This window comes from Niallia sp. CD-39, from assembly GCF_059874745.1.
The window spans coordinates 667693-684330 of the sequence record NZ_JCBCPS010000001.1; the positions used below are offsets into that span (position 1 = coordinate 667693).

At 37.5% G+C, this 16638-nt stretch carries 16 protein-coding genes and 2 riboswitches; of the genes, 5 read left to right on the forward strand and 11 right to left on the reverse strand.

The annotated features are described in order from the left end of the window. Positions 1-65 precede the first annotated feature (65 nt). Positions 66-225, reverse strand: a riboswitch (SAM riboswitch). A gap of 281 nt (positions 226-506) precedes the next feature. Then, positions 507-610: riboswitch (SAM riboswitch) on the forward strand. 72 nt (positions 611-682) lie between these two features. Genes AC6F34_RS03345 through AC6F34_RS03360 form a run of 4 tightly spaced genes read left to right on the forward strand, consistent with a single transcriptional unit; the run spans position 683 to position 3720 of the window. Next, the gene (locus AC6F34_RS03345; RefSeq protein WP_500768947.1) at positions 683-1903 is read left to right on the forward strand and encodes a 2,3-diketo-5-methylthiopentyl-1-phosphate enolase; all 1221 of its coding nucleotides are present in this window, start codon (positions 683-685) and stop codon (positions 1901-1903) included. A gap of 10 nt (positions 1904-1913) precedes the next feature. Beyond that, on the forward strand, positions 1914-2567 hold the full coding sequence (locus AC6F34_RS03350; RefSeq protein ID WP_500770112.1) for a 2-hydroxy-3-keto-5-methylthiopentenyl-1-phosphate phosphatase: 654 nt from the start codon (positions 1914-1916) through the stop codon (positions 2565-2567). Further along, on the forward strand, positions 2564-3187 hold the full coding sequence (locus tag AC6F34_RS03355; RefSeq protein ID WP_500768949.1) for a methylthioribulose 1-phosphate dehydratase: 624 nt from the start codon (positions 2564-2566) through the stop codon (positions 3185-3187). Before AC6F34_RS03350 ends, AC6F34_RS03355 begins: the two co-directional genes overlap by 4 nt. Next, positions 3187-3720 (forward strand): 1,2-dihydroxy-3-keto-5-methylthiopentene dioxygenase, encoded by a 534-nt coding sequence (locus tag AC6F34_RS03360; protein ID WP_500768951.1) that lies wholly within the window; start codon positions 3187-3189, stop codon positions 3718-3720. The genes AC6F34_RS03355 and AC6F34_RS03360 overlap by 1 nt, the downstream gene beginning before the upstream one ends. Positions 3721-3947: 227 nt before the next feature. Here AC6F34_RS03360 and AC6F34_RS03365 read toward each other — a convergent pair whose 3' ends face one another. The 9 genes from AC6F34_RS03365 to AC6F34_RS03405 form a co-directional block, all read right to left on the reverse strand. Then, on the reverse strand, positions 3948-4217 hold the full coding sequence (locus AC6F34_RS03365; RefSeq protein ID WP_500768953.1) for a DUF6123 family protein: 270 nt from the start codon (positions 4215-4217) through the stop codon (positions 3948-3950). A gap of 128 nt (positions 4218-4345) precedes the next feature. Further along, on the reverse strand, positions 4346-5239 hold the full coding sequence (locus AC6F34_RS03370; RefSeq protein ID WP_500768955.1) for a 5'-3' exonuclease: 894 nt from the start codon (positions 5237-5239) through the stop codon (positions 4346-4348). Between the two features lie 76 nt (positions 5240-5315). Further along, the gene (locus AC6F34_RS03375; RefSeq protein ID WP_500768957.1) at positions 5316-6158 is read right to left on the reverse strand and encodes a sulfurtransferase; all 843 of its coding nucleotides are present in this window, start codon (positions 6156-6158) and stop codon (positions 5316-5318) included. A 5-nt stretch (positions 6159-6163) separates the two neighbouring features. Beyond that, positions 6164-6349 carry a hypothetical protein gene (locus tag AC6F34_RS03380; RefSeq protein WP_500768959.1) on the reverse strand — a complete coding sequence of 62 codons (186 nt, stop codon included), beginning with the start codon at positions 6347-6349 and terminating at the stop codon, positions 6164-6166. Between the two features lie 20 nt (positions 6350-6369). Next, positions 6370-10008, reverse strand: a complete 3639-nt coding sequence (locus tag AC6F34_RS03385) for a dynamin family protein (RefSeq protein ID WP_500768961.1) — start codon at positions 10006-10008, stop codon at positions 6370-6372. 513 nt (positions 10009-10521) lie between these two features. Then, positions 10522-11082: an isoprenylcysteine carboxyl methyltransferase family protein gene (locus AC6F34_RS03390; protein ID WP_500768963.1), complete on the reverse strand. Its 561-nt coding sequence runs from the start codon at positions 11080-11082 to the stop codon at positions 10522-10524. Next, positions 11082-12167 carry a type III polyketide synthase gene (locus tag AC6F34_RS03395; RefSeq protein WP_500768965.1) on the reverse strand — a complete coding sequence of 362 codons (1086 nt, stop codon included), beginning with the start codon at positions 12165-12167 and terminating at the stop codon, positions 11082-11084. The genes AC6F34_RS03390 and AC6F34_RS03395 overlap by 1 nt, the downstream gene beginning before the upstream one ends. Before the next feature lie 328 nt (positions 12168-12495). Further along, positions 12496-13029 carry a GNAT family N-acetyltransferase gene (locus tag AC6F34_RS03400; protein WP_500768967.1) on the reverse strand — a complete coding sequence of 178 codons (534 nt, stop codon included), beginning with the start codon at positions 13027-13029 and terminating at the stop codon, positions 12496-12498. Between the two features lie 244 nt (positions 13030-13273). Next, the gene (locus AC6F34_RS03405; RefSeq protein WP_500768969.1) at positions 13274-13750 is read right to left on the reverse strand and encodes a DinB family protein; all 477 of its coding nucleotides are present in this window, start codon (positions 13748-13750) and stop codon (positions 13274-13276) included. 106 nt (positions 13751-13856) lie between these two features. On the opposite strand from AC6F34_RS03405, the gene AC6F34_RS03410 reads away from it, so the two are divergent. After that, entirely contained in the window at positions 13857-14558 is a 702-nt protein-coding gene (locus AC6F34_RS03410) for an ArsR/SmtB family transcription factor (protein ID WP_500768971.1), read from the forward strand. 110 nt (positions 14559-14668) lie between these two features. Here the strand turns inward: AC6F34_RS03410 and AC6F34_RS03415 are convergent, their stop codons facing one another. Next, positions 14669-15973: a nucleobase:cation symporter-2 family protein gene (locus AC6F34_RS03415; RefSeq protein ID WP_500768973.1), complete on the reverse strand. Its 1305-nt coding sequence runs from the start codon at positions 15971-15973 to the stop codon at positions 14669-14671. After that, complete coding sequence (locus AC6F34_RS03420; RefSeq protein WP_500768975.1) at positions 15970-16566, reverse strand: xanthine phosphoribosyltransferase; 597 nt, start codon at positions 16564-16566, stop codon at positions 15970-15972. Before AC6F34_RS03420 ends, AC6F34_RS03415 begins: the two co-directional genes overlap by 4 nt. Positions 16567-16638: the final 72 nt, after the last annotated feature.

The window sequence follows — 16638 nt, forward strand, 5'->3', positions numbered from 1 at the left end:
TTCACCCTTTCTAAAAAAATAAAAACCCCTTTCACATCGAAAGAGGCATCATCTATACAATCTGCCTCTCATCTTTTCTGGACTAAAAAATCCAAAATGGAATTAGCACCGTGCCCTACAATTGGCGCAACAATTACGATGTATGCGCCTCGTCTCACAACGATATTACGGTCGGTTGCTGGGCTTCATCGGGCCAATATCCCCTCCACCAGCTCTTGATAAGAGTGTAATTCTTATTCACTTTTGATTATTCGAAAAACATCGTAGCACCTAAAGAAATCAAATGTCAATCTATTTTTTTATTTTTCTTTCGTTTGCACCAACGTATGCTCTTGGCCGAGTGATTATTCCTAAAAAACAATTTTCTGTTCATGAATTAGGAAAGACACTCTTTGCATATATTCATAGCAAGGCGAACATAAAAATTAAAAATTCTTTATTGACAGTTTTAATGTGTTGGTGTAATAATTCTTGATAACAAATACAAATTAATATCATCGATTTTTTTCTTATCAAGAGTAGGCGGAGGGACGAGCCCAATGAAGCCCGGCAACCGATCCATAACTGGACACGGTGCTAATTCTTGCAGCTTTATGCTGATGGATAAGAAGGTGTTAATTCATGATTAACCTCTTCTTATTTGAAGAGGTTTTTTATTTTGAATTTCTTGGGAGGAAAGATAATGACAGAAGTAATTGCAACGTATCAGGTATATGGACGCCCTGGTTCCTTCGAAAAAAAAGCAGAAAAGATCGCACTTGGCTTAACGATTGGTTCCTGGACAAACTTGCCGTTAATCGAACAGCAGCAGCTAAAAAAACATAAAGGGCGTGTTCATGCTGTAAAAGAATTTTACAATGATGAACACCCAGATAAAGTCGGGTATGTTCGAGCAGAGCTGGCAATCGCCTATCCAATCGCCAATTTCTCAAATGATTTACCAGCTATTCTCACAACAACATTTGGTAAGCTGTCACTTGATGGTGAAGTAAAATTGCTAGATTTACAGTTTGACTCTAATTATAGCCGTTTATTCCCTGGACCTAATTTTGGTATAGCAGGAATTAGGAAAATAGTAAATGTCGAGCACCGCCCCCTCCTCATGAGTATTTTTAAAGGAGTAATCGGCAAAGACATCCACTTTTTAACTCAGCAATTAAAGCAGCAGGCTTTAGGTGGTGTCGACCTTGTTAAAGATGACGAAATTTTGTTTGAAAACGAAAATACACCATTTGAACAAAGAATTGTAGCAGGTAAGGAAGTACTTCTTGACGTTTATGAGCAAACGGGAGAAAAAACGCTTTACGCCATAAATTTATCAGGAAGAACGAGAGATTTACACGATAAAGCAAGAAGAGCAAAAGAGCTTGGAGCAGATGCCTTGCTTCTAAATGTACATACATATGGTTTAGATGTTTTGCAAGAATTAGCGGAAAGCAAAGAAGTCCAATTGCCATTAATGGTTCACCCGTCCTATAGTGGTGCCAGTACTTCATCGAGATTTTACGGTGTCGCTCACGGATTACTTCTTGGAAAATTGGTGCGCATTGCCGGAGCAGACTTCTCACTATTTCCCTCTCCATATGGAAGTGTTGCACTCGAAAAGTCAGCTACAAGATCAATAGCACATGAATTAAAATCTGGGGTAGAGTGGGCGCCAGCATTCCCAGTACCGTCAGCTGGCATTCACCCAGCTCTTGTACCAGATTTAATAAATGATTTTGGCATTGATAGTGTCATCAATGCTGGAGGAGGTATTCACGGTCATCCCGGTGGTGCATCAAGTGGTGCGAAGGCATTTCGTCAGACGATAGACGGTGTCCTTCAAAATAAAAGCCTTGCAGAAATCGCAAATAATCATCAAGAGCTTGCATCCGCGCTTTCTTTATGGGGGGGAAATTAAGTTGAAAACTGTGATTTATTGTGACTTTGATGGAACGATTACAAAAAACGATAACATCGTTGAAATTATGAATAGATTTGCACCTCCAGAAGCAGAAGGTATCAAACAAAAGATCTTTTCACAAGAGCTATCGATCAACGAAGGTGTAAAAGCACTATTTGCATTATTGCCTTCTTCCACAAAGGAAGAGATCATTCAATTTGTTATTCAAGATGCTGTGATTCGAGACGGATTTGCTGAATTTGTTGACTACGCAAGAAAAAACGATATTCCCTTTTATGTTGTAAGCGGTGGGATTGATTTCTTTTTGTACCCGGTTCTATCTAAATACGGTCCATTTACCGATGTGTATTGCAATGTAGCTGACTTTACAACCGAGCATATTTTGATTCATTACCCCCACTCATGCGATTCAGTTTGTTCATCACAAGGCTGTGGCTGTTGTAAACCGAGCATTATTCGAAAAACAGCAGATCCAAACGCGACAAAAATTGTCATCGGTGATTCAATCACTGATTTAGAAGCAGCCAAAACAGCAGACATCGTATTTGCTCGTGATTTTCTTGTTGAAAAATGTAAAGAATTAAGCATTCCGTACGAACCATTTCATGATTTTTATGATTGCTTGGAATTTGTAAAAAACGCTCAGGAGGTTGCACGATGACCACTTTAACAACCAGCTGGAACGAGCTTGCAGAACTGAAAAAATCTCTTGCGAATCGCGATTGGTTTATGGGAACAAGTGGGAATATCTCGTTGAAATCAGAGACATCTCCATTGCGTATTCTTATTACAGCGAGCGGCAAAGACAAATACAAACAAACAGACGAAGACTTCCTCCTTATAAACGAAGAAGGAAATCCTGTGGAAGCCACTTTATTAAAACCGTCAGCAGAATCGCTGCTGCATGTCAAAGTGTATTCACAAACAAACGCAGGCTGTGTTCTCCACGTTCATACAGTCGCAAATAATGTGATCTCTGAACTCTATGGCGATGTGGGTTCAGTCAGCTTCAAAAATCAAGAGTTGATTAAAGCCTTTGACCTTTGGGAAGAGCAAGATGTTTTAACAGTCCCCATTATCGAAAATCATGCTCATATCCCGAAGCTTGCTGAGGAGTTTTCAGCTTATGTTGATGAGGATCAAGGAGCGGTGCTTATCCGAAATCACGGCATTACCGTATGGGCAAGAACTGGGTTTGAGGCAAAGAAAAGGTTGGAAGCAATTGAATTTTTGTTTCAATATACAGTAACACTTATACAATTAAGAGGAGGAAATGAATAATGGCTATTATTAAATTTCAAGGCAGTGAGGAAGTTTTGTTAACACATGAAGAAGTATCAACTTATTTAAGCGAGCAAGAGGTCATCTATGAGAATTGGGATCTATCACAGTTAGAAGAAGATCTGAAAGAAAAATTCAAGCTTTCTGAAGAAGAAAAACAGAAGATTTTAGATGCTTTTTCCAAAGAAATTCATACAATCTCTGAAAAACGCGGCTATAAAGCGGCCGATGTCATTTCATTGTCAGATGATACGCCAAATCTTGATCAATTGCTTAAAAACTTTCAGCAAGAACATCACCATACAGATGATGAAGTGCGTTTCATCGTCAGCGGTCACGGTGTATTTGTCATCCAAGCAAACGATCAACGCTTTTTTGAAGTTCATTTAGAGCCTGGTGATCTCATTTCTGTTCCAGAAAATACTCGCCATTATTTCACTCTATCTGAAGATCGTCAAGTTGTAGCAGTTCGCCTGTTTATCACACCTGAAGGCTGGGTACCAGTATACGAAAAAGAAGAAGCAAACGCATAAGCAAATGTAGATGCAATCTATACTGAGAGTTTGATTCTGCTAGTATACACCAACTCCTTCGCTCTCATGAACCTAGTGTTCTATTTAGGTCTTCACTAATGCAGCGTGCGTATAATAACATGCGTTTTATGACAATCTGAAAGTTCTTTACTGCGATTAAAAATACCTTTAAAAACATGTAGACAAAGTCAAAAAATTGACTTTGTCTACGATTTTATTTAAATCGATTACATCGATAAGAGTTTATTGACTCGCACATAGTTCAATGCGTCTTTTTTGTTCTCTATTTTATTGGCAGCGAATACTTCTAGCAATGACATATAGAAGCTAGCATCAAATGTTTTTTGTGCTTTTAATGTTAATTCAATTGCCGCTATTACAACTTCCTCATTAACAGCTGTAGAGTGCTTTCCGAAGTAGATAAATCCGATTGCGTCATCTTGTAATTGAAAGCCCTTTTGCTTTAAAAAAAGCAAATAATCTTCTAAGGATTTCACGAATGCTTCTCATCCTCTCATAAGTCAATTGTCCTACAATGAATTTTATCGTAAATTCCGACAACTTTCTACTGTTTTCGCACATAAAAAAGATGATCGTTCACTGTGTGCCCGATCATCTTGATCTTTTATACATTCGCTTTCTTTTTAGGCAAGAAGCTGTGTAGGTTTTTGAATTCTAGTTCTTCGAAGGATACGAGTACTTTTTCTTCATTAATGAAAAATAGTGCTTCTTCGTAATTTATTTCAACTGGTACATCACATTTAATTGTAGCAAGCTCTCGGCTTAGGTGCAGCATGTCCAAATCTTGTTCAATCTTAGTACGTTGTCCTTTAGTCAACGATGCAAGGTTTTCTAATACACCTTCGATATGCTCAAACTGTTGCAAGAGCTTCAACGCAGTTTTTTCACCAATCCCCTTTACCCCGGGGTAATTATCGCTTGTATCACCCATAAATGCTTTTAAGTCGATCATTTGATATGGTGTTATTCCCTTATCGGTGAAAAATGTATCGACTGTATGAACCAGATAGTTACCGTAGCCCTTTTGTAGTAGCGCCACTTGGATACCATCATCAAGCAATTGTAAGATGTCTTGATCGCCTGTTAATATTGTCACATCATACTCTGCTTTTGCAAGTTTTGCAATTGTACCGATGCAATCATCCGCTTCGTAACCAACCAATCCAATATTCGGTACATCAAAAGCAGAAACGACCTTTTTCACAAGATCAAATTGAGGAATTAACTCTTCTGGTGGTGCCGGACGATTCGCTTTATAGCCATTATATAAATCGGTGCGGAACGTGTGGCTGCCCATATCCCAACAAACTGCCACATGTGTTGGGTTAAACTTGTTAACCGCTGTAAGGAAATGCTTTACAAACCCATGGATCCCGTTCGTTGGAACTCCTTTTGAATTAATCATAAACTGCCCAGTCATTGCTGTAGCAAAATAAGCTCGAAATAATAAAGCCATCCCGTCCACTAATAACAAGGATTGACGATTGTTTTCACCCATAAAAATACCTCCTATTTCGTATAACTTTTCTATTATAACATGAAAAGCACGAGAAATTTCCTCGTGCTTTTCTTGTTTACTCTTCTTCTTTTCCTGTTGCAATTGGTGCATCCACATAAGAAATCCAATCACTATAGCTTCCAGCATAGAGCTTTACGTTTTCAAACCCTGCTTCCTTTAATGCTAAGAAGTTTGGGGAGGCTGTTACCCCTGAACCACAATAAACGATGATTTCTGCATTTCTATCTAAATCAGCAAATCGATTGATTTGATCTTGTTCGGATTTGAATGCCCCATTATCCATCCCTTCAAGCCAAACTTTGTTGATCGCATTTGGAATATGGCCTGCTGTATGATCAATCTGCTCTTCAATGCCTAAGTACCGTTTTTCCTCGCGAGAGTCGATCAAAACAGCCTCATTACTTTTGCTCTCAACGACATGCTTTACATCTTCATAAGAAGCTAGCAACTGTAGTTGAACTTCCGGTTGATAGCTGCCTTTTTCAAAGGAAGGAACTTCTGCAGTAGTTGGTAAGTCGGCTTTTACCCATTCATTGTATCCACCATTTAATACATAAACATGCTCATGACCTAAATGTTTTAGCATCCACCAAAAACGGGAAGCGAAAGCACCACCATTATCGTAGGCAACGAGGATTGTATCATTTGAAATCCCTGCCTCCTCAAGCTTACTTACAAAATCATCAATAGCTGGTAGTGGATGCCGGCCACCATGTTTCTCAACAGCAGAGGACAGGTCTTCATTCAGATGAAAATAAACAGCACCTGGCAGATGAGCTTTTTCGTACTCTTCTTTCCCCGCTGATGGGTTTGCTAGATTAAAGCGGCAATCTACAACTCTTACTTCATTTGCATCGATCTTTTGCTTTAAGTCTTTTACTCCAACTAAATGCTTCATATACTTCACTCCTCTTTTTTTAGCTGTTGATCGATTAATCTCTTAATATGTTCTTTTGGTGTCCAACAAGTAAACTTGTAAGATGGCTTCGTTTCATACCCTAAGCGCCGACAATAATAGTTCATCCCTTCAGCATGCTTTATCGGTAAAAAGTGAATACAGGTTGCACATGCATGAAAATCCTTTTCCATGAACTCCTCCTGACCTCCACCTATCCTATTACTTTTTGTTTGATGGCTTCTAGTTCCTCAATCGAGTAGTCAATCGTTAGTGCCGTAATCATGCCACTGTAGTACTCATTTGCTTCTAGTTCAATTGTTTGTAAAAAGGCATTCATCTCTTTTTCTAAGAGGTCGACATAGTGTTGCTTAATTCTTTCGCCCTCTACTGTTAAATAGGATGTGCTAGGTGTTTCTAATGCTTGCATCAATTCTTCACCAAGAAATTTGCGATCATTCTTTTCAAAGAATGACTTTGGATTTTTAAAGTAGCTCAGCGCTTTTTTAAAACTTGATGGATCTTCTTGCTGAAAGGCTGTTTCAAAATCAATGCTTTCAAAAGAATTGCTTTCATATGGACTAAAAACAAACGAGCTCTTCATTTCCTTCATCTCATGCAACAGTTTTTCCGCTTGTTCAGCAATCAATTTTTGGATATATCGCTCCGTACGAATTGTTGTTGCCCGCAGCTCCTGTGCAAAGTCAAAGCCAAAGCTTGTTAGAAAATCTCGTAGCGCCGTTTGCAATGCTGCCTTTAAGCTTCGCCCATCATCCTTTAATAACGAGGGGTTAAACGATTCTTTCAGGAAGTCATTAAAGCGTAAAAATACTCTTTGCTTTATATAGAAAACCAACTCATCAACTTCTTGATGGAGACGTTTTTCCAATGATGCAAGTCCCTGTGTTCGCACGATCTTTATTACTTCTTTTTGTTCGTTTAACAGTTGCTCTTTCTTTGCCTCCCGCTTCGATTTATCCTCTGTCGAAGAAGCAATAAACTCCTCCAATTGGTCGGATGCTCTCTTCCATTCTAATTCTGCTGATTGGATGGAAATTCTCATTAAATCTTGTTGAATAAATCGATAAAATGAGTCTTCAAATGAGCTGAAATTCGAAATCTCTAATTGTTTGTTCTCTTTTTTCTCTTGTAATGCAAGTAAACTGGAAATACCGAATAATGAAGGCTTACGAATGCCATACAGTTTAAGTTGACCACCAACATAATCCATGACATCCTTTAATTCTTCTTCATCATTTGCTAGATCGATCGCATTGACTGCAAAGAACATCTTATCCATTTCAAAACTATCTTTCACACGACCGAGTTGAATGAGAAACTCTCTATCTGCTTTCGAAAACGCATGATTATAATAAGTAACAAACAGGATTGCATCGGAATTTTTAATATAATTAAATGCAACTCCCGTGTGCCTTGCATTGATTGAATCTGCTCCAGGTGTATCTACGAGCGTTACGCCTAGCTGTGTTAATGGACTATCATAATAAACCTCAATCACTTCAACAAAGCAAGACTTCTCTTCTTTAGCAACGAAACCCTCTAATTGTGATAAATCGGTTGAGATTATTTCCCCAAATCTATCCTCAAAATAAGAGAATCCATGTAAAAATGCTTGTAGGAAAGCAAAATGAGTTTTCTCTTGCGCCTCAAAGTGATGCTTTTCTGTTAACACTTTTTCTATTTGTAGGATCGCTTCTGAGAAATTTTCCGCTTCTTTTCCAAACACATGCAATGAGCTTTGGACATCAGCAAGTATAATTTCTTTTTGCTTTACATAAACGAGCACTGTTCCATGTGTATGCTCTTCAGTTGTTGGCATAATTTTATTGATTGCAGCTGTCGTCGGGTTCGGCGAAACTGGCAATACCTTCTCTCCAATTAATGCATTTGCAAACGAGGATTTCCCTGCACTAAATGCACCGAAAAGCGCTACTGTAAATTGTTGATTCGCGAGACGTTCGCTCTTTTTGAGCAATTGCTCGGTCATACGTTTAAAACCTGGTAGATCTGCTAGGGCACCAGCAGTACTTTGTAGCTTATTAATTGTCGCTTCAACTGGAATTTCCGTTTCTTGTTTACCTTCGTTTGTTATTTCATTATTCTCTACATCAACTGACTCTATCGCCGCATTCTCTTTTTCTACTTCAGTACGTATTTCGTACTCTTCATGAATTTCTGTAATTAGCAGGACTCTGTCTTTATATTCACTGCGAAGAAGATCGACAAGCAATGCTTTGCAGTGATACTTTTCAAGTTCTAGATTTTCGGTTAGTTGCGTGAGTTGCTTGTAGTGTTTAGCTAACTCTGCTTGAACCTTCCACTCCTCTTCAACTTCAGTCAATTCTTTGTTACGTTTAGCATGGTGAATATCAGATAAACGGTTTCTAATTCCTTCAGATTGTTGCTTCACCATCTTCTTAATAGAAGCAACGACATCATTCGTATACTGCAAAACATAATCACCTGTTAACCTCGCCCCACTTTTTAATGTATCTGTTAGTAATTCGGGTACAAATGCCGTTTCATATGATTGAATGTCATCTTGAAGTTCTTGATCATAGATTTCATGCTTTTTTAGTTCATTTAAGAATAATTGCTTCACATGCCAATCGATTTGCGCAGTTACTTTCTCCTTCACATCTTCATAAAATGCACGCAAACGACCTGATCGTTCTTGTTCTGTTTTTTGCTTCGTAAAAAACATTCCAACCTTAAAGTCTTTTTGATTCGCTTCAATATATTTTTCTGCCAATTCTCTTGTTTCAAAAGGCATGATATACGCATTATCCAACAACTCATCCAATGCACGATTGACGGTGACAGGATAGTGATTTAGTTCAGATTGCAGGTTTACGCGCTTTTCCTCAACTTGCTGCAGCTTCTCCAGAATGAGCGCTCGTTCATCGTTTGGAATTTGTTGGAGCGCTTTTTCGCTTTCGTCCGCTTGAATTGCAGCTTGCTCTTCAAGATAGTGAAGATGCTCTTCTGCAAGCTTTTGTAAGGAGTGCCAAATTGTTTTTGGCAATTGCTCCTCTCCCCCTGCTAATCTTTCATGCACATAGGATTTTAAATCAGTAAATTCATTTTTCGGATGCTCAAAATCACGTAACGATGTATAAAAAATTCTTGCCGGCTCTACCCCCCATGATGCAAAGGAATCCTTCACGCCTTGCTGGAATGAAAGGAATGACAGCTCCTCTTCACGATGCTTGTCAATTTGATTAATGATCAAATACACTTCTTTTCCAGCGTTTGTTAATTCTTTTGTAAATAAGAAATTCAGTTCAGACTGAACATGGTTATAATCCATCACATAAAAAACGATATCCGCTAAATGAAGGGCAGACTCAGTTGCCACCCTATGAGCATCATCTGTAGAATCAATTCCTGGTGTGTCCATAATGACCGCATTAGCTGGTAAAGCGTTTGTTAGATGGCTGATTTCAACCGTTTCAATATGATCTCCGTCCTTGCTATGCTTCTTTAGCTCTTCATAGTCATATGGAGCAGGATATAGGAGAATCTTGCCGTTTTTAAAGAAAACCTTAGCATATTCTTCTCCAGATCTCACCTTTACTAAGTTTGCACTCGTCGGAATTGGACTTGATGGGAGTAGTGGCTCTCCGACAAGTTGATTGATCATACTTGATTTTCCAGCCGAAAAGTGGCCACAGAAGGCAATTGCAAATTCTTTATTATTAAGTTTTCGCGCTAAATCTTTTGCGCGATTCGCCGATTGGTCATCGTTTGTTTTTTCAAATTGCTCATGTAAAGCAGCAATTCTCGTTAGTAACTCTTGACTGTCAATTGCTTGTTTTGTTGACTGAACCATCACACGTACCCCTTGTTCATTTTTATACCTATTATTTTATATGATTTTTCTCACTTTTCCTATACAACTGGACAGAATGTTTTTAAAAATAACCACTATTTACATTTCAGCTGGACTCGCCCTTGTTCAATTTAATTGAATTAATGATAAATTTATCCATTGAGTTATTAATAAATGAAAAACATATTAACAACTAGTGAATGATTCTTTTATGTAAGAACTATAGATAATTTTCGATTATATCTTTAGGCGAACGCTTTACGCTGGCAACGCTTCAACTCCTCCGAAGAAAAACCATTCCTGCGTGATTTTCTTCCGAGGAGTCGTCGCCTTACACAATAGTTGAATAATTAGAGCTATAATAGTAATTCATATTTCATTAAAAATTATCACAGTGATCGTACTTAGTTAATACCAGAATGCTTGTAAAGTATGTATTAGTGTTACGTCATTTGTAAAACAAGTATTTACATTCTAATCGTATAAAAAAGATCCAGAATTTAATTCTGAACCTTAGTCATTCGGTAATTCAATTTCTGTTTTTTTGGTAAACATGTCTTTATAATTCGTTAAGGATTTGAGTGCTTTTTCCTCTTCGCGTATACGTATTGTTAAAATCCATGCATTGAGAGCTGTAAATAGTGCTGCTGTGAACAAAGCATGAAATAGCAACGGTATCACAATAATCTCTAGAGCAACGATTATATAATTCGGGTGCTTGAGCCATTTATACGGACCTTTTTGGACGATCTTTGCATTCGGTAGGACGATGATCTTCGTATTCCAATATCGGCCTAGAGAAGCAATTGCCCATAGCCGACCTAACTGGAGAACAATAAATAATGGTACTAAATAAAAAAAGAGTGGTGGTTCTCCTTCAACAAAATAGTTAACTTCAACCCATAATGATACAAAGAATGCTACATGCATTACGACCATAAAAGGATAATGAGCTTGTCCGAACTCGATCCCGCCCTGACTCTTTATCCATTGTTCATTTCGCTTTGCTAAAAACAACTCGACTACTCTCTGAGCGATGATAAAAAAGAAAAAGATTGAAAATACAAACTCCATCATACCCACTCCAATAGTAAAAGTTCTGAGCTAAACCCGGGCCCTAGTGCACATGCCAAGCCAAGTTCTCCACCTTTTGCCTGCTTCATAAATCGATTTAATACGTATAGAATTGTTGGTGAAGACATATTGCCAAATTGTTTAAGTACTTCTAGTGAAATTCTTGTTTTATCCTCATCAAATTTTAATGAACTCTGATAAGCATCAATTACTTTCTTCCCACCGGGATGAGCAATAAAATGGTCAACTTCTTGCAATTTAACGCTTTTCTCATGAAGGAATTTCTCCACATTCGGTTTTAACCACTTATCAATGACATCTGGTATATCTTTTGAAAAAATAACGTATAATCCGTCATCCTTCACATCCCAACCCATGACATCTAAAGAGTTCTTCATCGTTGTAGATTGTGTTCCATGAATTTTAGGGACGTGAGGAATAGCTTGCCACTGCTGTCTTTCCACCTCGTCGCCTACCATCAAGACGGCAGCTACCCCGTCAGCGAATAGAGAAGTTCCAATCAAATTGCTTTTACTGCGATCATTTTTTTGGAATGTTAAGCTACAAAGTTCAACTGATAGGAGGATGACCTTTGCATTTGGATAGGCTAAGCAATATTCATACGCTCTTGACAAACCCACTGCTCCACCTGCACACCCAAGACCCCATAAAGGGATACGCTTTGTTTGCTCATTAAAAGGTAAAATGTTCATAATCCTCGCATCTAAAGTTGGTGTAGCAAGACCAGAGCTTGATACGGTAAAAATTGCATCAATTTCTTCGTATGAAATTTGCTTCTTTAAATAAGCTTCACTTTGTAAGCAAGATTGAATCGCTTCCGCTCCTAATTCAACGCTCATCTCTACGTAGGCATCATTCTTTTCTTGAAACGAATGGTCAACCCCAAACCAATCAAGACCTTTAGCAAAATACCTACTTTCAATTTGGCCGTTTTGGAACACCTTTAATAAGCGATTTAAATCTTTGAACGAATTAGAAAACAGCTTTTTAGCAAAATCGGTCACCTCATTTTGATCAATGCGATGTGGCGGATGAGCTTCAGCTACAGATACAATATACGGCATAACAATTCGTCCTCTCTTAAATATAGGTTATTTTCCCAAAAATAGAGGAAACTATTCATTTATTACACAAAAAAATCCTCCTAATCGGAGGAACTTGAATATTCGTTTTGAAGGTGTTGCTGTGCAGCTTTATTTTAACAGTTATAGCATGGTAGATTCATTGGATAATGTTTTCCAATTGCTAATGATTTATTAGACCATATTGAGAAAGGGCAAGTTGTCCTTATTTTCTCTTCAATATTCAATTCCTCTAAGTTTTATTTAATTAACCTACCTTCGAATTTCGCAGGCAGTTATTCCATACTTGCAGCTTATTACGAAAGGAGGTTTAAGATTTACACCTTCCCCATTCATTTTCTAATATACTCATTTCCCATAAGCTCCAATATTCATCTCCTATCTTCCGATAATCTCTAAGTAGACCATCTTTTACAAAGCCCACTTTTTCATAACTCCTAATAGCTGATTCATTGAAATCGAATACTCCCAAGCTAACTCTATGTAAAGAGTACTCGTTGAAAGCAATATCGAGTGCTGCACTTACCATCTTTTGACCAATACCCTTTCCACGAATGCTTGTGTTCCCTATTAATACTTTACCGATTCTTGCAGAGCGGTTTTTTAAATCAATATTATTTATAGATATATGTCCAATAGTTTCGTTGGTTTCATTTAAGACTACTTTAAAGATATATGTGGCTGAATTTTTATTATTTGTCCCTTTTATGTACTGAGTTAATTGTTCTTCATCTAATGGATGATTAAAATTAGGCCCTGCCCATTGCATAAGAAATTCGGGAGAGTCTATCCAGCTTATTAATAAATCAAAATCGTCTCTACCAAAGTACTCTAACCTAAGCATTTGATAAATTTCACCCCTCTTAACACTTTTCATTTTATCTGGATGATACCACTACACACCTAATTTTTCACTTTATTTATTTTTTGGTAGAAGACCGTCATCAGTCTTCAACATAATTGCCCCTTTTGTGAAATAAGAAAAGGACATTTCCACTGAACAAGAAATGCCCTCATTTGCGGAATAAAAAAAGCTCTTTCTAATTGCTTAGGAAGTTCGTTCAATTTGGAATTGAAACTTATGATGTTTAATCCCAAATATTAGGTCTAGCTATTCCCATTTGTCTCATATAATCTAACAGTTGACCCGTATGTACTGATTCGTGGTAAGCAATTCGTAATAGCATATCACCCAAAGAACGCATGTACCCCACATCTTCACGATGAATCATTTTTGTTTCTAGATCTAAGCTAGGGATTGCTTTAATATAGTGCTCAAAATCCTTTCTATATTGCTTAACAAAATTCAATTCATCTTCTACTGAGATAAATTCTTTATCAACAAAAGGATTATTTAATTCATCAAGAGTATGAGAACCACCTGCAATTAACATATTATGATAGTAATACTCTCCTTCTAATACATGTCTAATCATTTCGGCACAAGACATTGCCTCTTTGTCTGGTTTCCACCCCAACATATCATTTGGAATTGAACTCCATACTATTATGCTTCTTCTTCTAATCTCTTTAAAATTTAGTAACAATAATGCTTGTCTATCCATACAATTAACCTCCCTCATAATAATGAAAATTTAATAGATTTATTTTAACATCTAAATACTTCGACTATAATCGAAGTATGACCGATTTATTGAGGAGTGTACTTACATGAAATACGTACCTGACATTTCACATAGTGCGAAGCTAATTGCAGACTCATCACGAGCAAGTATTTTGCAATGTCTTATGGAAGTGGATGGTTTACCAGCTTCAGAGCTAGCCGATAAAGCAGGGATCACTTTGCAAACTGCTAGTAGCCATTTGAGTAAACTAGTAGAAGGTGGTTTATTGACAATGGAAAGACATGGTCGACATAAGTATTATAAGATTGCTAGTAAAGAAGTAGCAGAAGCTATTGAATCTTTAAGTGTATTAGCACCTGAGCCAAAGGTAAATTCATTAAGGAGCCACCGTTCCAATCAAAAATTAAAAACGGCTAGAAGTTGTTATGACCACCTTGCAGGACTTTTAGGCGTACAAATAACGGAAGGATTATTAACCAAGGGGTATCTATTAGATGAATCAAGTAAGAATGAATTTGTTATCACAGAATTAGGGATTGAATTTTTTAAAGGATGGGATATTGATACCGAGGAATTGCAAAAGTTAAACAGATATTTTGCAAAAAAATGTTTAGATTGGAGTGAACGAAAATATCACTTAGCCGGCTCATTAGGCAGTGCGATTATGAATTATTTACTTAAAGAAAAATGGATAGAAAAATTACCTGAACGACAAATTCTGATTACTAAATATGGAAACAAAAAGTTTGATGAACAACTAGGAATAACATCTGTTTTATTAGAGTAAAAAGTATTCACTTTTATTGTTAGCGTCAAATGATCCAAACTTAGAGAAAGTGGGATCATTTGGCGCTTACAATCCTAAATCATGTGAAAATTAAGGCTGCGTTCTAATTTTTAAGAAGCTTTTATTTCGTCTTGATCTTTATTCCTATTTTTCCGATTTCCTACCATATTAAATAAGATATTTAGGAAGATTGCAGAGAAGCTTCCAGCAACGATGCCGTTTTCTGTTAAGATGCGAATGCCACTTGGCAGTTCAGCAAACATTTCTGGAACGACCGTCACACCAAGTCCTAACCCAACAGAGATCGCAACTATGAGCAAATTCTCCTGTAAAGCAAAGTCCACCTTGCTGAGCATCTTTATCCCATAAGCGACGACCATTCCAAACATCGCAACCATTGCACCACCTAGTACGGATTTAGGGATGACAGTTGTTAATGCACCAATTTTAGGTACTAATCCTAGTAAAATTAAGAAGAAACCTGTTACATAAATGACGTTTTTCGTTTTAACACCTGATAATTGCAGTAAGCCGACATTTTGTGAATATGTTGTATACGGGAACGCGTTAAAAATTCCCCCAATGAAAATGGCTAACCCTTCTGCACGATAACCTTTTGCTAAGTCCTTTTCTTCTACCTTCTTGTTAACAATATCACCTAGCGCAAAGTAAACACCTGTTGATTCTACTAAACTAACGATTGCTACGAGTGTCATTGTTAAAATTGCAGTTACTTCAAATGTAGGAGTTCCGAAGTAAAATGGCTGTGGCATATGGAAGAACGATGCCTCTTTCACTGGAGAAAAATCAACCATGCCCATCGCAAACGCGATCACTGTGCCTAAAGCGATTCCTAAAAGGATTGAGATTGAACGTATAAAGCCTGTAAAAAACTTATATAGAATAATAATGAATAAGAGCGTACCAAATGCAAGACCAATGTGCATTAAGCTACCGAAGTCACTGCTTCCTTGACCGCCAGCCATATTGTTCATCGCAACTGGAATTAGGGTTAGCCCGATGATTGTGACAACAGATCCTGTAACAACAGGTGGAAAGAATCGAACGAGCTTACCAAAAAATCCTGCAATAAGAAGAACGATTAAACCTGAGACAATGATTGCGCCATAAATTGCAGTAATCCCGTACTCTCCGCCAATTGCAATCATGGGACCTACTGCGGTAAATGTACAACCTAATACAACGGGTAATCCAATTCCAAAAAAACGATTCTTCCAGACTTGAAGAATGGTAGCGACACCACACATCAAAATGTCAATTGAAACTAAGTATGTTAATTGTTCAGGTGTTAATCCTAATGCACCACCAACAATTAGTGGAACAACTACTGCACCTGCATACATCGCAAGTACATGCTGAATCCCTAATGAGCCCAATTTTAATGGATTGTTCATGTTAGTTGCTCCTTTTTCTCTGTATTCTTAAACGTAATCTCTCCATCTTTTAAAGATTCAATGATGGCTAATGATTCAACTCGAACACCTGAATCACGCAATGATTGTCCGCCATCCTGGAACCCTTTTTCAATAACAATCCCAATTCCAGCTACTTTTGCACCAGCCTTTTTCGCAATGTCCAATAAGCCTATTGCAGCTTGTCCATTCGCTAAAAAATCGTCGATGATTAAGAGACAATCATTTTCATCAATGAATTTCGTAGATACCGAAATATCGTTTGACTCTTGTTTTGTGAAAGAATAAACCGTAGAAGTATATAAATCATTTACTAATGTTAATGACTTCCGTTTTCTCGCAAATACAACCTCTACATTCAGTTGCAATGCCGCCATAACAGCAGGCGCAATTCCAGAAGACTCGATCGTTAAGATTTTTGTAATGCCTTCTTCAGCAAATCGTTTAGCAAACTCCCCGCCAATCTCCTTCATTAGAATTGGATCAATCTGATGATTTAAGAAGGAGTCTACTTTTAAGACAGACTCTGATAACACAATGCCCTCATTGCGAATTTTTTCATGTAAGCGTTCCATGTATTTCTCCCCTTCTAAACATATCTTGTGTAAAAAAACAAAAAACCTAATGACATTGCACCCAACAACTGA

Bases quoted from the DNA above. Each gene is read 5' to 3' on its own strand.
- AC6F34_RS03345 (WP_500768947.1), top strand. From the start codon at position 683: ATGACAGAAGTAATTGCAACGTATCAGGTATATGGACGCCCTGGTTCC.
- AC6F34_RS03355 (WP_500768949.1), top strand. From the start codon at position 2,564: ATGACCACTTTAACAACCAGCTGGAACGAGCTTGCAGAACTGAAAAAA.
- AC6F34_RS03360 (WP_500768951.1), top strand. From the start codon at position 3,187: ATGGCTATTATTAAATTTCAAGGCAGTGAGGAAGTTTTGTTAACACAT.
- AC6F34_RS03370 (WP_500768955.1), bottom strand. From the start codon at position 5,239: ATGGGTGAAAACAATCGTCAATCCTTGTTATTAGTGGACGGGATGGCT.
- AC6F34_RS03375 (WP_500768957.1), bottom strand. From the start codon at position 6,158: ATGAAGCATTTAGTTGGAGTAAAAGACTTAAAGCAAAAGATCGATGCA.
- AC6F34_RS03380 (WP_500768959.1), bottom strand. From the start codon at position 6,349: ATGGAAAAGGATTTTCATGCATGTGCAACCTGTATTCACTTTTTACCG.
- AC6F34_RS03385 (WP_500768961.1), bottom strand. From the start codon at position 10,008: ATGGTTCAGTCAACAAAACAAGCAATTGACAGTCAAGAGTTACTAACG.
- AC6F34_RS03390 (WP_500768963.1), bottom strand. From the start codon at position 11,082: ATGGAGTTTGTATTTTCAATCTTTTTCTTTTTTATCATCGCTCAGAGA.
- AC6F34_RS03395 (WP_500768965.1), bottom strand. From the start codon at position 12,167: ATGCCGTATATTGTATCTGTAGCTGAAGCTCATCCGCCACATCGCATT.
- AC6F34_RS03400 (WP_500768967.1), bottom strand. From the start codon at position 13,029: ATGCTTAGGTTAGAGTACTTTGGTAGAGACGATTTTGATTTATTAATA.
- AC6F34_RS03405 (WP_500768969.1), bottom strand. From the start codon at position 13,750: ATGGATAGACAAGCATTATTGTTACTAAATTTTAAAGAGATTAGAAGA.
- AC6F34_RS03410 (WP_500768971.1), top strand. From the start codon at position 13,857: ATGAAATACGTACCTGACATTTCACATAGTGCGAAGCTAATTGCAGAC.
- AC6F34_RS03415 (WP_500768973.1), bottom strand. From the start codon at position 15,973: ATGAACAATCCATTAAAATTGGGCTCATTAGGGATTCAGCATGTACTT.
- AC6F34_RS03420 (WP_500768975.1), bottom strand. From the start codon at position 16,566: ATGGAACGCTTACATGAAAAAATTCGCAATGAGGGCATTGTGTTATCA.